This window comes from Leptospira interrogans, assembly GCF_900156205.1.
Taxonomy (GTDB): Bacteria; Spirochaetota; Leptospiria; order Leptospirales; family Leptospiraceae; genus Leptospira; species Leptospira interrogans.
In genome coordinates, this window is sequence record NZ_FTNA01000003.1 from 136055 (window position 1) to 154099 (window position 18045).

The following is an 18045-nucleotide window of genomic DNA, read 5'->3' on the forward strand; positions in this document are numbered from 1 at the left end:
TGAGTTTCAAACGCGATCCGTAAAAAGCGTTTCATTGAGTTCTTTTCGCTCCAGTTCCTTCGGAATTTTTCAAACTCAATGCTGCTTCTCTACGGATCGCAGCATAAGAATATCTTTCGCATTGGATTCTATCGAATTTACGTAAAACGACACTTTATGATAGAAATTTAGGCAATTCAATTTGATAAGGACCAGTAAAAAGAAAATTAAGATCAAAGTTTTAATAGACCATCTCAAAAATATCTTAGAATAACCGTCTTCATTTTAAACAAAGATAGATTATTTTGAAACGGTTTTTAATAGTTATATGAGTTTTTGAATATTCAAAATTCAGAAATTAATTACGAATTAAAATTAAGTTCCTACGGAGAACGCAATACGATCAAAGAAATTTCGGAAGGACAAAAGAATCGAATCGGTAAAATTGACCAACCGATACCAGCAGAAATAAATACGTCTTCACCAAACTTATTTTTTTTAAAACCAATATCAAAGTTAGAATCCTTTACGGGTAAAACAGGAGAAAAATTAAAAAATGGAATTCTTACTTGCCCACCATGAGTATGTCCAGTTAGAAACAAATCCACTTTTTCTTTGTGTTTTGTATTGGATGAATCAGGATTGTGAGACAACACAATTCTCAAATCTTTAGAAAAAGTACCGGATAAAACTTTATCGATGTCAGCTCTATCTTCCCAAAAATCTCCAATTCCAGCCAGGATAAACTTTGATATGTTTCGTCGTATCACTATATTTTTATTTCTAATAGATCGACCGCTTTTTTCTAAAAGTTCAAGTGATAGTTTATCGTTGGCCCAATGATCATGATTGCCATTAACGAAATAAGCACCGTCCTTTGCTTTTAGCTCTTTTAAAATAGGCCAAACTTTTAATAATTCTACATCCGTATTTCTTTTCTTAACATAATCTCCCAAACCGACGACTAGATCGGCATTTTGAGAATTTACTCTTTTGATAACCCATCGAACCCAAAATTCAGGATTTAAAAAGCCATAGTGAAGATCAGAAACGACCGCAATTTTATAACCGTCAAAATCTTTCGTAACTTTATCAGACTTGAATTCGTATTCTTGAAATCGAACCCAATATCTTTCAATAATAAAACAATTTACTCCAACTAAAAATAGAATTAATATAACATAAAATTTTAATTTTCTCATATATCTCTTAAAAACCAAGCAACAAAATACTCAAAAGCCAATCGCCAGACATAGACAATACATTATATAATTTTAATATTTTCTTCAGGTCAAATTCTAGTTTTATCATGAAACTTAAATTGTATAAGTTCCCACAAAAACCGTTTCATTGACAACAATCGAACAAGCTTCTAAAAGTTGAGTCTAAAAAATTTATAAATTCCTTAAAACAATATAATCTTTGTAAACTATCATCCGATTTTTTTAAAAATTCTGAAATGAACTTTTGCTGGGAACATATAACAGAGTAACCGCATATTTTGTACTAGAACAGAGCTTTGTTATAAAAATTTACAGTAATTACTTTATAGATATTCAGTAACAGAGTTGTTGAAAAGTGAATTCTCCACCTATTTCTGTATAAGTTCCCACATTTCATTTTTTCGTAAAAAATTAGATATAGGAACTCTTACAATTTCAGAATTGTGTCAATTCTTACAATCGAAACTTTAACATAAGCATATTAGTATTTAATAATAGAAGAATCCACTTCATCTGAATAAAGTAAAATTCCACCTTCCACATTATGCACTTTTGAAAAACCGGACTGTTTTAACATTCCGCAAGCCATCGCGGAACGTCCACCAGAACGACAGTATACAATCACATCTTTACCCGATTGTTTCCAAGAATCGATTTCAGAAAGCCTATTGGAAAGTTCTCCAACCGGAATCAAAAGATCGGTTCCTTCGATCGTACAAATATCCACTTCGTTAGGATTTCTTACGTCCAAAAGATAAAACGAATCTTTTGCCGTTTTTCTAAGATCCAATCGAGACTTAAGCTCTTTTGGTGTCATATACAATTTTCCTCATTATAAAAATAGAATATAATACTAAATAAATTTATTTTTCTTTTTGGTCAAACAAACTTAAAAAATTCATATATGCTATCAAAAGCGAGGTAAATCATTTTGTTTTCACAAAAAGAAAAATGAATTTTTAAACAACTATAATCGTTTCAACAATTTATTACTACAAAGACGTACAAAATTGTGTCAAAAACAAAGTATGTATTTTATAAAAATGTAGAAGCTCTTGCAAACGCACCGCGCTATTCTGAAATCAAAGGATCTAAAGAAAATGTTAGAGAATAATTTTCATTAATCTTTTACACCATCTAAATTTTTTATCTGACAATTACAAAATAATCATTGTACACAAAGATTTTATTAGAGTTGTTGAAAAATTAATTCTTGATCTGTTTTCGTTGTATTGAAACGGACAATTGAAGCAATTTTACAAATCTTCACTATGGAATTTTTCAACAACCTTATTTTAAATAAGATTCTTTTAGTAATTCCTAATTTACAGTTCCAGAAAGTTCTTCGAACTCTAATTGAAGTGACTCCCATTCCAAAGTCAAACGTGTAATTTCGTTTTTGGTTTCGTTTAAATTGTCCAATTCTAATTGATAACTACGATTTTTAAAAAAGTCGGGATCGGCTAACACTTCTTCCAAATTCTTTTTTGATTTTTCTAAAAGTTCGATCTTAGTTTCCAGTTGTTCTAAATCTTTCTGAATTTTTTTGATTCTGTTTTTATCTGAATTTCTTTTAGAGCGCGTTTGCCCTGTTTCCTCTTTTTTAAAAACCAAGTTTCCGATTTGTTGTTTAGATGATGTGGTCTCTTGCAAATTATATTTTAAATAATCCTCAAACGTGCAGTTAAAATCCCGAATTTGTCCCTTGTCCACAGAAATAGTACGATTACAAAGACTTCTTAAGAATTCAGGATCGTGAGAAATAATTAAAAGAGAACCTTCATATTCCATCAATGCTCTCAGTAAATTGTCCCGTACTACTAAATCAAGATGGTTGGTAGGTTCATCCAAAAAAATAGAATTAGCAGGAAAACGAACAAGCATTGCAAGACGAAGACGACTTTGTTCTCCACCCGAAAGAAGACTGGTTTGTTTATAAACAGAATCGTCAGAAAAAGAAAAATAACCTAAAAGACTTCTGGCCTGTTGTTCCGAAAGATCCGGGTATGCGGACATAACCGTTTGAATAAGATTTTTAGAAGGATCTAATTCCTCGTGATGATTTTGTGAGAAATAACCGATTTTCGTTTTAGGTCCATAATAAATTTTACCGGAAGTTAATTTATGAATCTCTAATAAACAACGAAGAAACGTGGACTTTCCTGCACCATTAGGACCCACTACCGCAATTTTATCACCCGCTGAAATTTCCAGATTAGCGCCGCTAAAAATAGATGGAGTTTTATCCGAATATGAGAAAGCTCCATCTTCAATTCTTACAGTAATTTTTCCGGAAGATATAAAATTAAAACGATAATCCGACTTGGAATTCCAAAAGGATTCCTCAGGCGCTTCTACCTTATTTCTTTTTTCGAGTTTTTTGATCGCGGATTGGACTTGTTTCGCTTTTGTAGCCTTTGCGCGAAAACGTTCGATCCATTCCATTCTCTTTTTGAGATAAGTTTCTTCTTTTCGGTACTGAGCTCTAAGTTTTTCTTGAAGTTCATTTTTATGTTCGAAATATTCCTCTAAGGTTCCCCGAAATTCTATAACTTCGGAAGAGGAAAGTTCCGCAATCGTATCACAAGTCGCATCCAAAAATTCCGGATCGTGAGTTACGAGTACAAAAGATTGACCTGTAGAATTAAGATAGTCCGCCAACCATTCTTTAGAAGTATTATCCAAATGATTTGTAGGTTCATCTAACAACAATAAGTTGCCCGGATTCAAAAGAGTAATTGCTAAACCAAGACGATGTTGATAACCTGGAGAAAATTCCCGAACTTTCATTTCCATCTGAACATTAGAAAACCCTAATCCACCTAAAACTTTGCGAGCTTTAGATTCAAGTTCGTGTACTCCATATGTAAAAGCATATTCTTCTAAAGCGCTTTGTTCATCCAGAATCGTAGTAAATTCCTTCGAATCGTGAGAAACAAGATCGAACTTACGATTGATTTCTTTCAAACGTTCTGAATATTCCCGATAATGTTTATGTTTTTCTAATGCAGTATCAATGACCAATGCTTCAGGATTAAATTCTGGAATCTGTTGGAATACTGAAATTTCAGTGTTTTTAGATTTTGCTACACTTCCTTCGTCCGGAATAAATTTTCCCTCTGCGATCCTAAACAAAGTCGATTTACCAGAACCGTTTGGACCCACAAGACAAACGCGAGACCCCGGTTTGATGTGCCAAGAAAAACCGTTAAACAATACGTTAGAACCGTACTGATGTTTTATGTCGATAAATTGAAGCAAGGATAGAAATGTTAGGGAAGCTAAAAACGAGCAGGAATTAGTCCGTCAAAAACAGACGGACCGGAAAGAAATTATTTCTTACCTTTTACTGCGAGCTCTTCCAATCTTGCATTGAGATGCAAAATGTATTTGCTAGAAGAGCCGTTCATTTTTTCTTTGGAAGTTTGAATCGCAGCGTTAATTTCAGCTACGGTCATTTTATTGATTTTTTTGTTTTTCTTTTCTTGAGTTTCTTCAGACATGAATATTCCGCCAAATAATCTTATGCCAGATTTTTAGACTCAGTAAGATTCGACAACCGATTTTAAGGTCAAATTTCTATATGAAATTTGCTGCTTTAGAATCACCGCACTACAAAAGTTAAAAATCTGTTTTATAGAACCCCCGAATCTTTTAATAAAAATGCAGTAGTTCCCACAGATACTCTCTTAGAATAGTTGATAGGTTATTGAATAAACTTTTGCTATTACTCATAACTATATAATAAGGTACCTAATATTTTACATAGAATCAGCGTTTTGTGATAAAATTAACGGTACTCAATTTTCTAGAGCTCAGTACGATTTCGAGTCAAACCCATAAAACCTACAAAATGTGGGAACTCATATGTAAGCCTAACAACAAAATGAGATTTAAAACAAGCAAATTGGTTTGAAAGGCATCATTTGTAAGAACTAACTATTTTTGTGAAGAACTAATTCAATGATTAGATTGGCTTACTTTTAAAGCCTTGGAATGAACTCTTCAATATTTCATTTAAAGTGACATAACTTTTAAAAAATATAAGATCAAAATTAAATTCTAAAAAGTACAAATGAAGGATGGATATTTTATTACCTTATAAAAAACAACTGAAACACGAAAACCAGTCGAAATGTGGGAACTGCTACTTTTTACTTTAGAACTTGTCCCAAAACCTAAAGACCGACCTTAAGGGAGGTGTTTGTTGAGCTTCCCGAGCGCCCATAGAAACGAGAACGTTGAGTTTTACTTGAACACCTAAAACGTGACCCCGAAAACTTAGCGAATGCTTCTCTAAGGATCGGCATTCAGGAAATGAGATTGGGTTTCACAACAATGTAAGAACTATTACAAAAATTTAACGAGATTAAAACTGCTCGAAAGTTCGTAAATTAGCCAAATAAGACCTAATTTCTAGGAACTACTGCATTTTATTAAAAATTTCAAAGAATGTTACGTAGAATTCTTTGAGGTTTTGGAATCAGCTCTTAGAATTCCAAAGATTCAATGTACTATTCAGACATACAAAAATAATACTATGATACTCTTTGTTTCAAAAATGAGAATGTGGATCTTCTTTAAAAAAATCAAAATGCCAAATCAAAGGCAATTCTAAAAGCTTTTGCATCTTTGGAAAATTGTCTCTTCATTTTTGGTACCACTTTCATACGTCCGAGTAGTAAATCAAAACTATTCAGTTACAATCGATTTCTAAAATGTGGGAACTATCACACCCAACATATTTTTCTCTTTGATTTTTTATCCCTTTACTTATTTTTAAAAGTTCATTAACGAAAAGAATACTTTGGAGTTTATCACTATGATTCAAAATTTCTTCTCAACGAAAGAATCGCTTTCTCCTCTTTTACTTCGACTCGGGCTTTCAATTTGTATTTTTCCACACGGAGCTCAAAAACTTCTGGGTTGGTTCGGAGGCGCGGGGTACGAAGCGTCCATGGATTATCTGGTAAATACTGCTCAGTTTCCGGCGACCTTATCTATATTAGCAATCATGTCTGAATTTTTCGGATCCATCGCCATTTTATTAGGTTTTTGCACAAGACTTTCCGCATTTGGAATTACGTGTACTTTAGCAGTTGCCGGATGGACTCACAAAGAAATCGGTTTTTTTATGAACTGGTTTGGTAATCAAAACGGAGAAGGATTTGAATACCATATTCTTTCAGTTTCTATGGGACTTTCTCTTTTACTTTTTGGGGGAGGTTCTTGGTCCTTAGATTCTTGGATCTACGACCACCTAGATTCTTAATAAACCTGAGTTCGATGTAAGAGTTAACAATAGCGATTACAGAGCCCTTTAATTTTATTACATCTACTTAGATATATATAATAAAGTACTAAATATCTTGCACTCAAACAGTGTTTTGTAATAAAAATTAAAGACTCTCAATTTTATAGAGATTCATAAAGTCAACTCTCGTCAAAAATTGAAGATAAACTTATAACTAAGATCAATAAGAAAACATTTTTAAATAATAGTTTTTTATTTTTATGAGGCCAGTTCCTTACCATAAACCAACCCCACAAGTATTTGATCTCAATATAAATCTGTCGGAATTACGACAAATCCTCTGTAAACTTAGTTCCCACCCCACAACGCGATTCATAAAGAGCGTTGTGCTGAGTTTCCAACGCGATTCATAAAGAGCGTTATGCTGAGTTTCCAACGCGATTCATAAAGAGCGTTATGCTGAGTTTCCAACGCGATTCATAAAGAGCGTTATGCTGAGTTTTCCCTATTTTTGGGTGGGGGAAGAGGTGGAAAGGTTTTCTCTATCAGAAAAACATACTTTTTGCAAGTAAAAAGACTCATTCTTGTCGGAACACTTGAAAAATGTGCCTTTTTGAGCCCAGAACGGCGATCCATAGAAAGCCCGTTCTGTTGAGTTCATTTTGATTCTAAAATCCTATCCAACTTGTGGGTAAGATTATGGTTTCTTACTCAGAGCAAAATTGAGTTTTTAAAAGTTTCACTGTAAAATCATATTTGTGAGAGTTCCCACATCATTTTACAGATAAATCTAAGTTTTATGGTAGTTCCCACATTTAAATAATCGATCTGTAGAGTTCAAATTCCAACTTTCAAAATCGTGAATTCCTTACGCCGAACTCACATTAATTTAAATCTACTTACAAACTTTTAAATACTTATTTTTTGAGATTTTAGTTTGTCTGAGTTCCCACATTTTATTTTTTGAGAAATTAATTTTTATACAGCAAAAAATATTACATCAAACCTATATTAGTCGGAACAAGTCCCAAAAATTAGTCGGTATCATTTTCATACGCCTTTGTAATAAAAACTTTCAAAAACGACACTTAAAACGTATCAACATACTTTAGGAGCTACTACGCTTTGATTCAAACTAATATTTTAAAACAAATTCTCACACAAAATCATACAATAAAATGTCTCAAACTTTATCTCTAAATTAGAATTTATGGCATCAATTAACACCGGAATCAATAGTAAATATCGTGAGCTCGACGTAAGAAAATCTGGGCGAATCCGGCTTACCTATGGACAAGCCCGGACAAGGCTCTCAGTTCTGGTCAATAAATTGTATATAGGAAAAATTATACAACAATCGTCTTTAGTTCCAATATAAAACGCAATTTGTCGAGCGACCGTAAAAGCGAGACACTGAGTTTTAGAGAACGTTCTGCTGAGTTCCATCATCTTGACGCTTTTGCGTTATACTGAATTCATGTTAAATAAATAAAAAGGAATATTAAAAAGTTAATATATGCTACAAACCACAAAATAAAAAGCCGCTTGGTCTTATATCAAGCGGCTTAATTTATAGAAAAATAAAAGTATAAAATAAAATCTTAATATTTAATCTTATCTACTGCATCTTCGTCTAAAATATACGAACCCTTCAAAGTTTGAACGACTAGCTTTCCTTTTTTCTGAGAAACAACTACACCTCTTAATTCTCTTCCATCCTTCATAATAATACGTTCAATACTAAGATCATAAGCTTTGCTTAACTCTTCTTCGGTTTTCGCGGATTTTAAATTCTGAACATCTAAAAGAAGTTCGCTATCCAGACTTCCAAGATTCTTTCTCATTTCTTTATATTCTGGCAGAGTAGAATTTAGTTTAGAAATATCGATCGATTCGATTTCTCCATCTTTGTTCACGGTTACTAATTTACTTTTTTCTAAAATATATATTTTTTTTGCAGGGTTCAAAGAAATTACTTCTACCGCTCCTTCCACTACAAAAACCATTGATTCGTTTTCAGAAGCATTTACTTCAAAAGAAGTCCCTCTAACAGCAGCAACTGCAGAAGGAGTTTCTACATAGAAGTTGCTCGTTTTTTTCTCTTTTTCTATTATGTTTAATACCCTACCCGAAGTTAAATTGATTCTAATCTGAGATCCATTGTCCTCTCTCAACTGTTTCAAAATCAATTTACTATTTTCTTTCACTCGTACAACACTAGAATCAGTTAAACCTATGTCCAATGCACCACCCGTACCAGTAAGAATTATATCGGATTCATTTAAAAGATCGCCTCGGTGCAATTTCATCTCGACATCTCTCATAACGGAGACCTGACCTTTTACAAAAACCACAGCAGCCTTTAAAGTAGTTCCTCGAACAATTTCAGATTCGGGTTTTGAAGTATAAAAGGTAACCCAAACTCCAATCGTAAATAATAAAATGGCTGCAGCAGCTAACCACACAATCTTTGGAAAACGAAAAATATTGGTATTATCGGTCGAGACATTCATGATTTTGTCTTCTACGATAAAGCGAGGTTGTTTTCCAATCCAACTCGGATCAAAAGCGGGAAGTTGGGTTGTTGGACCCTTTTCTTTCAGGAATTTAGAATATCCTTCAAATTCGGGAGTATTTGTTTTATTTTTCATATTTATGCTTCCCGTGCTTGCGTCATTCATCCGCTTCCTGTTCGTTAAACAAAACTAAATGAGTCAATTTGAGCTTTTTTTTCCATTTCTAATTTTTTTTATCAAAGTGGTCCGAATTCTTCACTTTTAAGACTATAAGAGGAATCAAAAAATATTTTATCATATATAATCCGCAGGTTGAAAACCTATTTTTTTACCTTCTTGAGCTAAAGCTTTCTCGGCTCTTTCAATCAATCTGGAAACACCGGAAATACTCATTCCAAGAATTTTAGAAATTTCATCCAGTTTCAGATCCTGTTGGTATCTTAAAAGCAAAGCTTCTTTATACTCTGTAGAAATTGTATCTAAGAGTGAATCTATGATATTTTTTACATCCAATTGATCAATTTTTTCCATCACTGAAAATTCAGGACTTGGTGATTTAGACGTAAAACTACTACCCGCATCTTCTCCTACCAGAGATACATTTCGCTGATAATAAGATTTAGAATGATTAATAATTAAATTCCTTGCAATTCTAAATAAAATCATCCTGCAAGAAGTAGGATCTGGAATGTCCCTATTCTCATAATATTTAAAAAAATTTAGAAAAGAATCGTGTAGTATATCTTGGGCAGAATTTTCGTCATAGAACGATTTTCTTATATAATGAAATAAATCGTCTTTATTGTGGTTATAGAGTTTTTCTAACTCGGAAGTATGTGCCACGGTAATAAAGAATCACCAATTCCTACTTGTTTTTTCAAGCAAAAAGATAATTTCTTGCACAAAAGATGAATTTTAAAATTTCATGACTAAGAATCATAACTCTATGTCTCGAACGTATCAACTTATAACCTCTTCGGGAATTTTCGTTTTAATAATTCTATTTCCTTTATCTCTAACAGCAAGTACGATCGTTCTTAAAAACGGAAGAACTCTTCAGGGTAAAATCATCAATCAATCCAGAACTGAAGTTCAGATAGAGGTGAACGGCAAATTACAAACCATTTCTAAAGCAGAAATTTCCGAGATCAATTTAAAAGATCCTAAAAAAGAAGAATCCAAAAAAAAAGAAGTTATTACTACCCAACCACCCGATCATACAAATCCGACTACGACTCAACTTTCGTGGCAAGATACTCGATGGGCAATCACGGGAAGATCTGCAATTCTTCCCGGTTGGGGTCAATGGAAGGTAGGGCAAAAAAGATGGGCAATTATCAGTTTTTTACTTTTTGCAAGCGCGGCTTTATACGCTAATAATTGTAAGGAAAAAGCCATAGCAGAAGAAAACGATTATAAAATCAATTCAACTGCAATCACAATTGCTGCATTTGCAGATCCAAATTTAAACCCGATCACTTCCGACGAAACGGTTCGTGTAACCGCGTTAATCACTAGAATTTTTACCACGGCCGCCGCAACCAATCCTTACTTCAACAGTTATGATCGTGCTACCTCTCAATACAATCAAGCTCAATGGTTGTTAGGTGCTATTTACGGATTACAGTTAATTCATACTTTTTTATTGGCTAAAGATTATCAAAAGTTACAAACCTTACTTTCTGATCCAAGTCCAGAAGGATGGAAATTTTCAACCCTTGTAGTTAGAAATCAGATGAATGGATCTACAGAAATTTCACCTAATATCGTTTATACGATTCGATTTTAAAATTCTTTCAAAACCCAAGTAGTTGTGAAAGTTTTTTATAACAGTTGAAACTATTGGATGAATTTATGATTTTGAAAAAAGTTGGATCCGAAATTTATAAATCGATTCCTAATGTGTAGGAACTACCACAATTTATAAAATAGAAGTTTATAAAACTTGAATCTATTATATTCAAGTGTGGGAACTATTACGAAAATTAGTTTGTCTGTAAAATTATGTAGAAACTACCACAAATCACGATTTTAAAAACAAATTCTAAAATTGTAGGAACTCATACTGTTTAGGTTAACTTGAATTTTGTATGTGAAAGCGATTATTATATTGCGACTATAACAAACAGCATTGAGTTCAAGAAACTCAGTAAAACGCTTTTTACGAAAGCGTTTCAGGTACGAACCATTAGATATAAAATTTGCGAACTGTTACGACTTCCCAAAATGCGATCTGTCGAACGTGAGCCAGAAAACTCAGCGAATGCCTCTCTAAGGATTAGCGTTCAGAGAATCGTTGTTATTGAGTTTTTTTATTCGCCAAGATTTTTTACGGCGAACTCACGTTAATTTACGCCGTTTATAAAGGATTTTTAATATGAGTCTACTTCCCGTTCCCGCACACTTCAAGTTTTAGCATAGACTTTGAAATAATTTCCACAATATAACAAACTTCTAAGTTGAAATTTTTTCTTTGCCCTTGATCTTTACAATTTCCTTCCGGAAATTTTCATAAGGATCTTCATTTGAATTTCCAGAATTATTTTTACCTTCTTTAGAAGCATGAGCTTGTTCCGGCTTAGATGCAAACCAAGAATCCAAATACTTTAAGGTTTTTGCAACTTTCTCGCTCTGAAAATCTTCTTCTTTATTTCTAAACTTAAAATCCAAACTTTTCTTTTTTTCAGTTAAAACTTTATGAATCTCTTTTGCTCTAAAACGAAAAGACTCATCGTTTGGATACATTAGAATCGACTCCGTTTTATCTCCCGAAGAATCTTGTATGAGTACAAACTTCTCACGATCTACAATTTGATGGATCAGTTCGGGCGAATATCCTGGAATCTCATAAAGAATTTCTTTTAATACAGGTGGGATATTTCTTTCAAAATAATATTGATTCAAAGCCTCCGAAAGTTTGGACTTTTGTTCCAAGGCTTTAATTTTTTCATCCTCTTTTAATTTTTCCTGAATTTTGCTTTGTTCTAACTTAAAAGCCGCATCTCTATTTTTGGATTTAAAATAAGATTGTTCAGAACGAATTTTTTCTTTGGCTCCTTGAAAAAATAAATCCTGAAGTAATTTTGCAACTCCGACAAAATCCAAAATCGAAAAGTACCAAGGAAAGTATCTAACGTAACCTTTACGAAGCACCTTTCCGTAATTTCTTACAAACTCTTCGTCTTTAAAAACAGAATGAATAGAATCTTCGTTCAACTCGATTAAATTACGAATACCTAATATCTTCCAAGCCTCTACGTTAGCTGCTGTTGAAAGTGATTTGATTACGGACCGAATAGTTTCTGTATCCATTCTCATAAAAGAATGGATTGTAATCCCTTTAGTCTCCCAAGGAGAATAAGCGATATGCCTATCTTCTGTTAAAAGTCTTTTTAACTCGGTCGGATACGTTTTAAATTCTTCATCAGAAATAAATAATACAAGTTTATCCCAACGACCAGCCTGTTTGGAAAGATGATCCGTCATTTCGTGAAAACGATTTCGAATCTGTTCCTGGTAAGAAGACTTGAGGGTACTTTCAATTTCATCACTTAAATTGAGAATCAGTTCTACTCCTATCAATTTACGTTTTGATTTTATTTCGGAATCCGACTCTAACGCTTTCTCAATTGCTCTCGCTCTTTTTTTACCAAATAGAGTAGTAGGAAGTGCAGATGGATCGTTTGCGTGCATTCTTTCTTCTTGAGAAATCGCAGCGAATGCATCCGATAAAGCCCATTTATATTTAGGAAATACTTTTTTAAAGTGAAATTCATCCACAAGCTCGAATAACGTCTGAAGTTCTTTTATTTTTACGACTAAATATCCGACTTCCGGTATTTCCCGAATTCTTCCTTTTTTAACCAATCCATCCGTTATTTCAAGCAACATATCTTTTACATATTCCGGATTTAAAGGAATGCTAATATTCGGAGCTTGGAAATAACTTTCAGGATTAAAAAAGAGTTTTAACTTTTGTATATTCTCTCCTTTAAAATCCGCTTCTAAATCCTCCCATAACATTTCTTTTCCAAGAGAAGGTCTATTTTCTAAATAAGATAGTATCGAATTAACAGAAAGATCCACTAATAAAAGATAAATTCGAGTAAGATCCCCTAATTCTGCATCCGAGTAAGCTACGTAACAAGGTTTCAACTTCAATTCGGAAGTGGCTGGGTCTACATAAAAGTAAGCAAATTGAAGAACAACACCATCTTCTAATAATCTTTTAATATGAAATGCAACTTCCGCAGTAGTAAGTTCGGGAGCTTCTGGAACTTTAGATTCCACTTGGAATAAATTTTGAGATCGAACATTTTTATGACTGGTTTGTGTAACGATCGCTTTATAAACAGAATGTGTCAGTCGATCATTTAGATAATAGCTGACTACTTCATTAATCTTTTTAACTTTTAAAAAGTTTTGCGTTTGGTTTGCGCCACCGAACGTTGGATTTAAAACCGGCTTACTCATCCATTTGCACCGTCAACAACATTGAAATCATTTTTAAATTCTCGTAAGACTTTTAGATCTCCGAAAAAACCTTATCACTAGTTCCAAGATCAAACTTTCTTTTTAAATTTCTCAAAGCCGCAAGTCAACTTAGGAAATTGATATTGTTTATCTTCAATTCAATCTGTCAAACGATCCATACAACAAATCTAAGAAAACACTCGTTGTATTTTTTCATTATAACAAACTGATACACTCTGTTATTTTCAGCATTAAACGTAATATCACAGACTCTAGTACAACTTCTTATCTTTTCATTTGATTTAGGAAAGGAAAGCAAATTTCCAAGTTTTTTTAATATTTGAATCTCTTGACTTCCGCTATAGTCAACTGGTTCCATGAATCCTAATATGAAGCTTTCAAAAAAATACACCTTTCGGTCTAGAAAAGTTTTACTCATTATCTTAGACGGCGTCGGTTACTCTCCCAAAGGTCCAGAATCTGGTAATGCAATTGCTGGCGCCAAACTTCCTTTTTTAAATCGAGTTTGGAATCAATTCCCAACGCTTCATATTCAAGCTCACGGAAAAGCAGTAGGAATGCCATCGGATGACGACATGGGAAATTCAGAAGTTGGGCATAATGTTCTTGGTTCGGGACGTATTTTCGATCAAGGCGCTAAACTAGTTTCTAATTCGATCGCGTCTGGTGATATTTTTAACGGTCAAGCTTGGAAAGAAGTGATCGGGAATTCTAAAAAGAACAATTCCACCTTACATCTGTTAGGTCTTTTTTCGGACGGAAACGTTCATTCTCACATCGATCATACAAAAGCTTTAATTTCACAGGCAATTTTAGAAAAAGTTCCCAAAATCAGACTTCATATTCTTTTAGATGGTAGAGACGTTCCTGAAAAATCTGCATTAGATTATTTGAATCCTTTTGAAACTTGGTTGAACTCTCTTAGAAAAAGTGGTACGGACATCCGAATTGCTTCAGGTGGCGGAAGGATGACCATCACGATGGATCGTTATGAAGCGGATTGGTCTATGGTGGAAAGAGGTTGGAAGGTTCACGTTAAAGGAGAAGGTAGATATTTTTCCTCCGCAAAAGAAGCAATTGAAACCTTCCGTTCGGAGAATCCAAAAATAATCGATCAATATCTTCCCTCGTTTGTAATTTCTGATAATGGAAAACCCGTCGGTAAAATTCAGGATGGAGATTCGGTTGTTTTTACAAACTTCAGAGGTGATAGAGCAATCGAAATTTCTCTGGCGTTTACTGAAAAAAATTTTGATAAATTTGACCGTGGCCCTCTTCCTAATGTTCTATATGCGGGAATCATGCAATACGACGGGGATCTCAAACTTCCGGAACGTTTTTTAGTGGCTCCTCCTGCCATTGATCGAACGTTAGGCGAATATATGGCAAGTTCGAACATACCTCAATACGCATTATCCGAAACACAAAAGTACGGTCATGTTACTTATTTCTGGAATGGCAATAAAAGTGGTTACTTCGATCAAAACTCAGAGGAATATCGTGAAATTCTTTCAGACGTAATTCCATTTGATCAAAGTCCTGAAATGAAAGCTCTTCTTATTACCGAAGCATTGGAAAAAGCACTGAATGAAAATAAACAAGATTTTTATCGAGTAAATTACGCTAACGGTGATATGGTAGGTCATACTGGAAATTATCTGGCCACCGTTCAAGCGATGGAATTTTTAGACGGTTGTGTGGAACGTCTCTGGAAAACATGCGAAAAACAGAATATTGTTTTATTGGTTACTGCAGATCACGGCAACGCAGACGAAATGTTCCAGTTAGATAAAAAAGGAAACGTTGAAAAAGATTCTCATGGAAATCCAATTCCTAAAACGAGTCATACTCTGAATCCGGTTCCGATTTCCATTTTAGATCCTGAAAATAAAATTCGATTTAATTCCAAACTTTCCAACCCAGGTCTTGCAAACGTAGCGGCCACAATTTTAGACGTGATGGGATATGAAACCCCGGAAGGGTATCATCCTTCTTTGATTCAAAACGAATCTTAAAGATAATGTGAATTCAACGTAAGAAAATTAGGGCGAATCCGACTGCCTGCGCCAGCCGGACCGGGCTCTCAGCTCTGGTCAATAAATTGTATACAAGAAATGTTATACAACAATCACTTTTAATTACAATTTATTAACCTCGCATCGATCCCTTTCGCGTTAATTCACGTTAAATATAAAATGTAAAACGGCTCGATTTTTTGAAATTTAAGAATAGAGTTATTGAAAAATTCCATAGCAACAATTAACAAAACGCTTCAATCGACCGTTTCCATACAACGAAAACCCATAGAGAATTAATTTTTCAACAATTCTAATATATGTTCGCGTCTGTTCTTCTTTTTTTCGCTCGCCCTAAAAGCAGGCAAAGTTATACTTTCCTAAAAATCTTTTTTCAAAACACAAGGTTTCAAAGAAAAAACCCGTTCTTACAGATTACTTTGTTTTTCAAATAAAGTTTACAAGATTATATTAGAATTTTTTGATAATATAATCTTATGAGTTCATGATTCTATTATTTGAGTTTCCACACTTTTAGATTTTGAAATAGACTTTAAAAATCAAATGATTCACTTGAATCAATTAGGAAAGAACAATGCAATACCCATTCAATCAATCTACAAATCCAGGGCTGGCTCCTTTTGATATTTCGAACTATAAAGGCAATCGAGGAAAAAACTTTTACGAAGAAGACAGAGTATTACAGACACTTGTAGAAAAATATTCTAAAGGTTACGATTCTACACATAAGAAAGCTATGATCGAACATCTTTTAGGTTATGGCGCCTTGGTCGGAGGAATTTTAGACGAACTTACAGAAGCTTCTCATAAAGAAGGAAAATACGGCGAGATTGTTAAATACGACCGAACCGGAAATCGAATCGACGCAGTTGTATATTCTAATGAACAAAAACTTTCTAGAAAAATTTCATACGACTATGGAATCGTAAATCTAAACTATCATTCATCTTGGAAACATCCTTTTACCGATTTACACCGCTATGCTCTTGCTTATCTCGCCAATCAAAATGGAGAAGGTGGAGTCACTTGTCCACTTGCAATGACCGAAGGTATGATTAAAGTTTTAGAGGCTCTCGGAACTTCAGAACAAAAAGAAAAATATCTTCCTCTTGTTGCAGGCGAAGGAAGTCAATCCCACTTTATGGCGGGACAATACGTAACCGAAAGAGTCGGGGGTTCTAACGTAAGCGCTAACAGAACGATCGCAAGAAAACAGGATAACGGTAAATGGATTCTCACGGGAGAGAAATGGTTCTGTTCTAATCCGGGAGATCTTTGGGTAACAACAGCAAGAGTAGAAGATACAAACACAATTGGAATGTTTTTAGTTCCTAGAATTAAAGACGATGGTACTTTAAACGGACATCATATTTTACGTAAAAAAGATATTATCGGTTCCAGAGGTAAACTCACTGTAGAAATAGTTTATGACGGAGTAGAAGCGGAAGCACTCGGAAGACCCGCACACGGAATCGCCAATTTAATCAAATACGTGATCGGGATTTCAAGATTACACGTATCCATCGCGGCTTCCGGAATTTCGAGAAGAGCCTGGATGGAAGCCTACGAATACGCCAAATTTAGAACCGCTTATGGAAGTAAAATATTAGAATTTTCTTCTTTACTAAAACAACTCAGTGATCAAAGACTCAAACACACTGCGATGTTAACTTCCATTTTCAGACATTTTCATACCCCTGAAACTTTAAAACTCGCAGGAGAGGTACTTGCTCCACTTTTAAAGTACAAATGTTCCGCCACCTCCACGGAAATTACCTATAACTCCATTTTAGTTTTAGGCGGAAACGGTATCGTAGGTGATTTTTCCCCACTTCCTAGACTACATAACGATTCCATAATCAATGAAACTTGGGAAGGAACCCATTTATTATTAAGCGAACATGTACTTCGGGGATTTAAAAGAGAAAAAGTTGCAAAAGCATTTTTTAAATATGTGGAAGAAATTACAGATCCAAACTCAGTAGCAGCAGAAACGACCCTTAAAAAATCAGAACTTTTACAAAATCTACTGGATCATTCAAGTTCTCAAGAATTGGATCTAAATCGGATTTATATCGCAGACCTGGCGTTTGAAACATTCGCACTCGCCGCACTTTCGGACGCTTCTGGAAAAAATTCTCCAGATTCTCAAAAGGATCTGTCGGCCTTCCGAGACGGTTATTTAGATTTAGTAAATTCCTCTCAAACTTTTTCTCAAAAAGAAAATTTTTCTGGAAATACGGAAAATCTCAAATCCGTTATTCATTTCTAAATAGAATTTTAGATTTTTATCATGTAATTAACGTGAGTTAGAAAAATATTTAGGACGCGTTAGAAAGGCAGATCATGACATTTGATAAACAAATTCAGAAGTTAAAAACCTAGGCATAGATAAAACTAAACATTGTTGTAAAGAAAAATAAGTTAGTTTGTGAATACCTGAACTTCTTTAAAATTTCACTGTGAAATCTAGATTTGTAGTTATTTCCAGAGATTCAGTCACATTACAAATTTTAAATATTTATTTTTTGCAATTGGAATTC

Annotated in this window: 12 protein-coding genes; 4 read left to right on the forward strand and 8 right to left on the reverse strand. The window is 33.9% G+C overall.

Annotated features, from left to right (window positions below):
* Nucleotides 1-362: 362 nt before the first annotated feature.
* The 4 genes from BW942_RS03620 to BW942_RS03635 form a co-directional block, all read right to left on the reverse strand.
* Nucleotides 363-1181 (reverse strand): metallophosphoesterase, encoded by an 819-nt coding sequence (locus tag BW942_RS03620; RefSeq protein WP_001228669.1) that lies wholly within the window; start codon nucleotides 1179-1181, stop codon nucleotides 363-365.
* Nucleotides 1182-1683: 502 nt separating this feature from the next.
* A complete protein-coding gene (locus BW942_RS03625) occupies nucleotides 1684-2019 on the reverse strand; it encodes a rhodanese-like domain-containing protein (protein WP_000187969.1) in 336 nt (111 codons plus the stop codon).
* A 503-nt stretch (nucleotides 2020-2522) separates the two neighbouring features.
* Nucleotides 2523-4463, reverse strand: coding sequence for a ribosomal protection-like ABC-F family protein (gene abc-f / locus BW942_RS03630; protein ID WP_002167151.1), 1941 nt, complete (start codon nucleotides 4461-4463; stop codon nucleotides 2523-2525).
* 71 nt (nucleotides 4464-4534) lie between these two features.
* Complete coding sequence (locus BW942_RS03635) at nucleotides 4535-4705, reverse strand: hypothetical protein (RefSeq protein WP_001288293.1); 171 nt, start codon at nucleotides 4703-4705, stop codon at nucleotides 4535-4537.
* Nucleotides 4706-6024: 1319 nt separating this feature from the next.
* On the opposite strand from BW942_RS03635, the gene BW942_RS03640 reads away from it, so the two are divergent.
* Nucleotides 6025-6474, forward strand: coding sequence for a DoxX family protein (locus BW942_RS03640; RefSeq protein WP_000615575.1), 450 nt, complete (start codon nucleotides 6025-6027; stop codon nucleotides 6472-6474).
* A 1583-nt stretch (nucleotides 6475-8057) separates the two neighbouring features.
* On the opposite strand, the gene BW942_RS03645 is transcribed toward BW942_RS03640, so the two are convergent.
* Together BW942_RS03645 and BW942_RS03650 are read right to left on the reverse strand one after the other, a co-directional pair.
* Nucleotides 8058-9107: a FecR family protein gene (locus BW942_RS03645; protein ID WP_000792403.1), complete on the reverse strand. Its 1050-nt coding sequence runs from the start codon at nucleotides 9105-9107 to the stop codon at nucleotides 8058-8060.
* Nucleotides 9108-9266: 159 nt separating this feature from the next.
* Nucleotides 9267-9815, reverse strand: a complete 549-nt coding sequence (locus BW942_RS03650; RefSeq protein WP_000951509.1) for an RNA polymerase sigma factor — start codon at nucleotides 9813-9815, stop codon at nucleotides 9267-9269.
* Between the two features lie 103 nt (nucleotides 9816-9918).
* Between BW942_RS03650 and BW942_RS03655 the strand changes: the two genes are divergently transcribed.
* Entirely contained in the window at nucleotides 9919-10761 is an 843-nt protein-coding gene (locus BW942_RS03655) for an LA_0442/LA_0875 N-terminal domain-containing protein (protein ID WP_017861839.1), read from the forward strand.
* A 665-nt stretch (nucleotides 10762-11426) separates the two neighbouring features.
* Here BW942_RS03655 and BW942_RS03660 read toward each other — a convergent pair.
* Nucleotides 11427-13445 (reverse strand): hypothetical protein, encoded by a 2019-nt coding sequence (locus BW942_RS03660; RefSeq protein ID WP_000043034.1) that lies wholly within the window; start codon nucleotides 13443-13445, stop codon nucleotides 11427-11429.
* 166 nt (nucleotides 13446-13611) lie between these two features.
* On the reverse strand, nucleotides 13612-13824 hold the full coding sequence (locus BW942_RS03665) for a hypothetical protein (RefSeq protein ID WP_000433865.1): 213 nt from the start codon (nucleotides 13822-13824) through the stop codon (nucleotides 13612-13614).
* A 10-nt stretch (nucleotides 13825-13834) separates the two neighbouring features.
* On the opposite strand from BW942_RS03665, the gene gpmI reads away from it, so the two are divergent.
* Nucleotides 13835-15481, forward strand: coding sequence for a 2,3-bisphosphoglycerate-independent phosphoglycerate mutase (gene gpmI, locus BW942_RS03670; protein ID WP_002084923.1), 1647 nt, complete (start codon nucleotides 13835-13837; stop codon nucleotides 15479-15481).
* Between the two features lie 595 nt (nucleotides 15482-16076).
* Nucleotides 16077-17774, forward strand: a complete 1698-nt coding sequence (locus BW942_RS03680; RefSeq protein WP_001199925.1) for an acyl-CoA dehydrogenase family protein — start codon at nucleotides 16077-16079, stop codon at nucleotides 17772-17774.
* Nucleotides 17775-18045 lie beyond the last annotated feature (271 nt).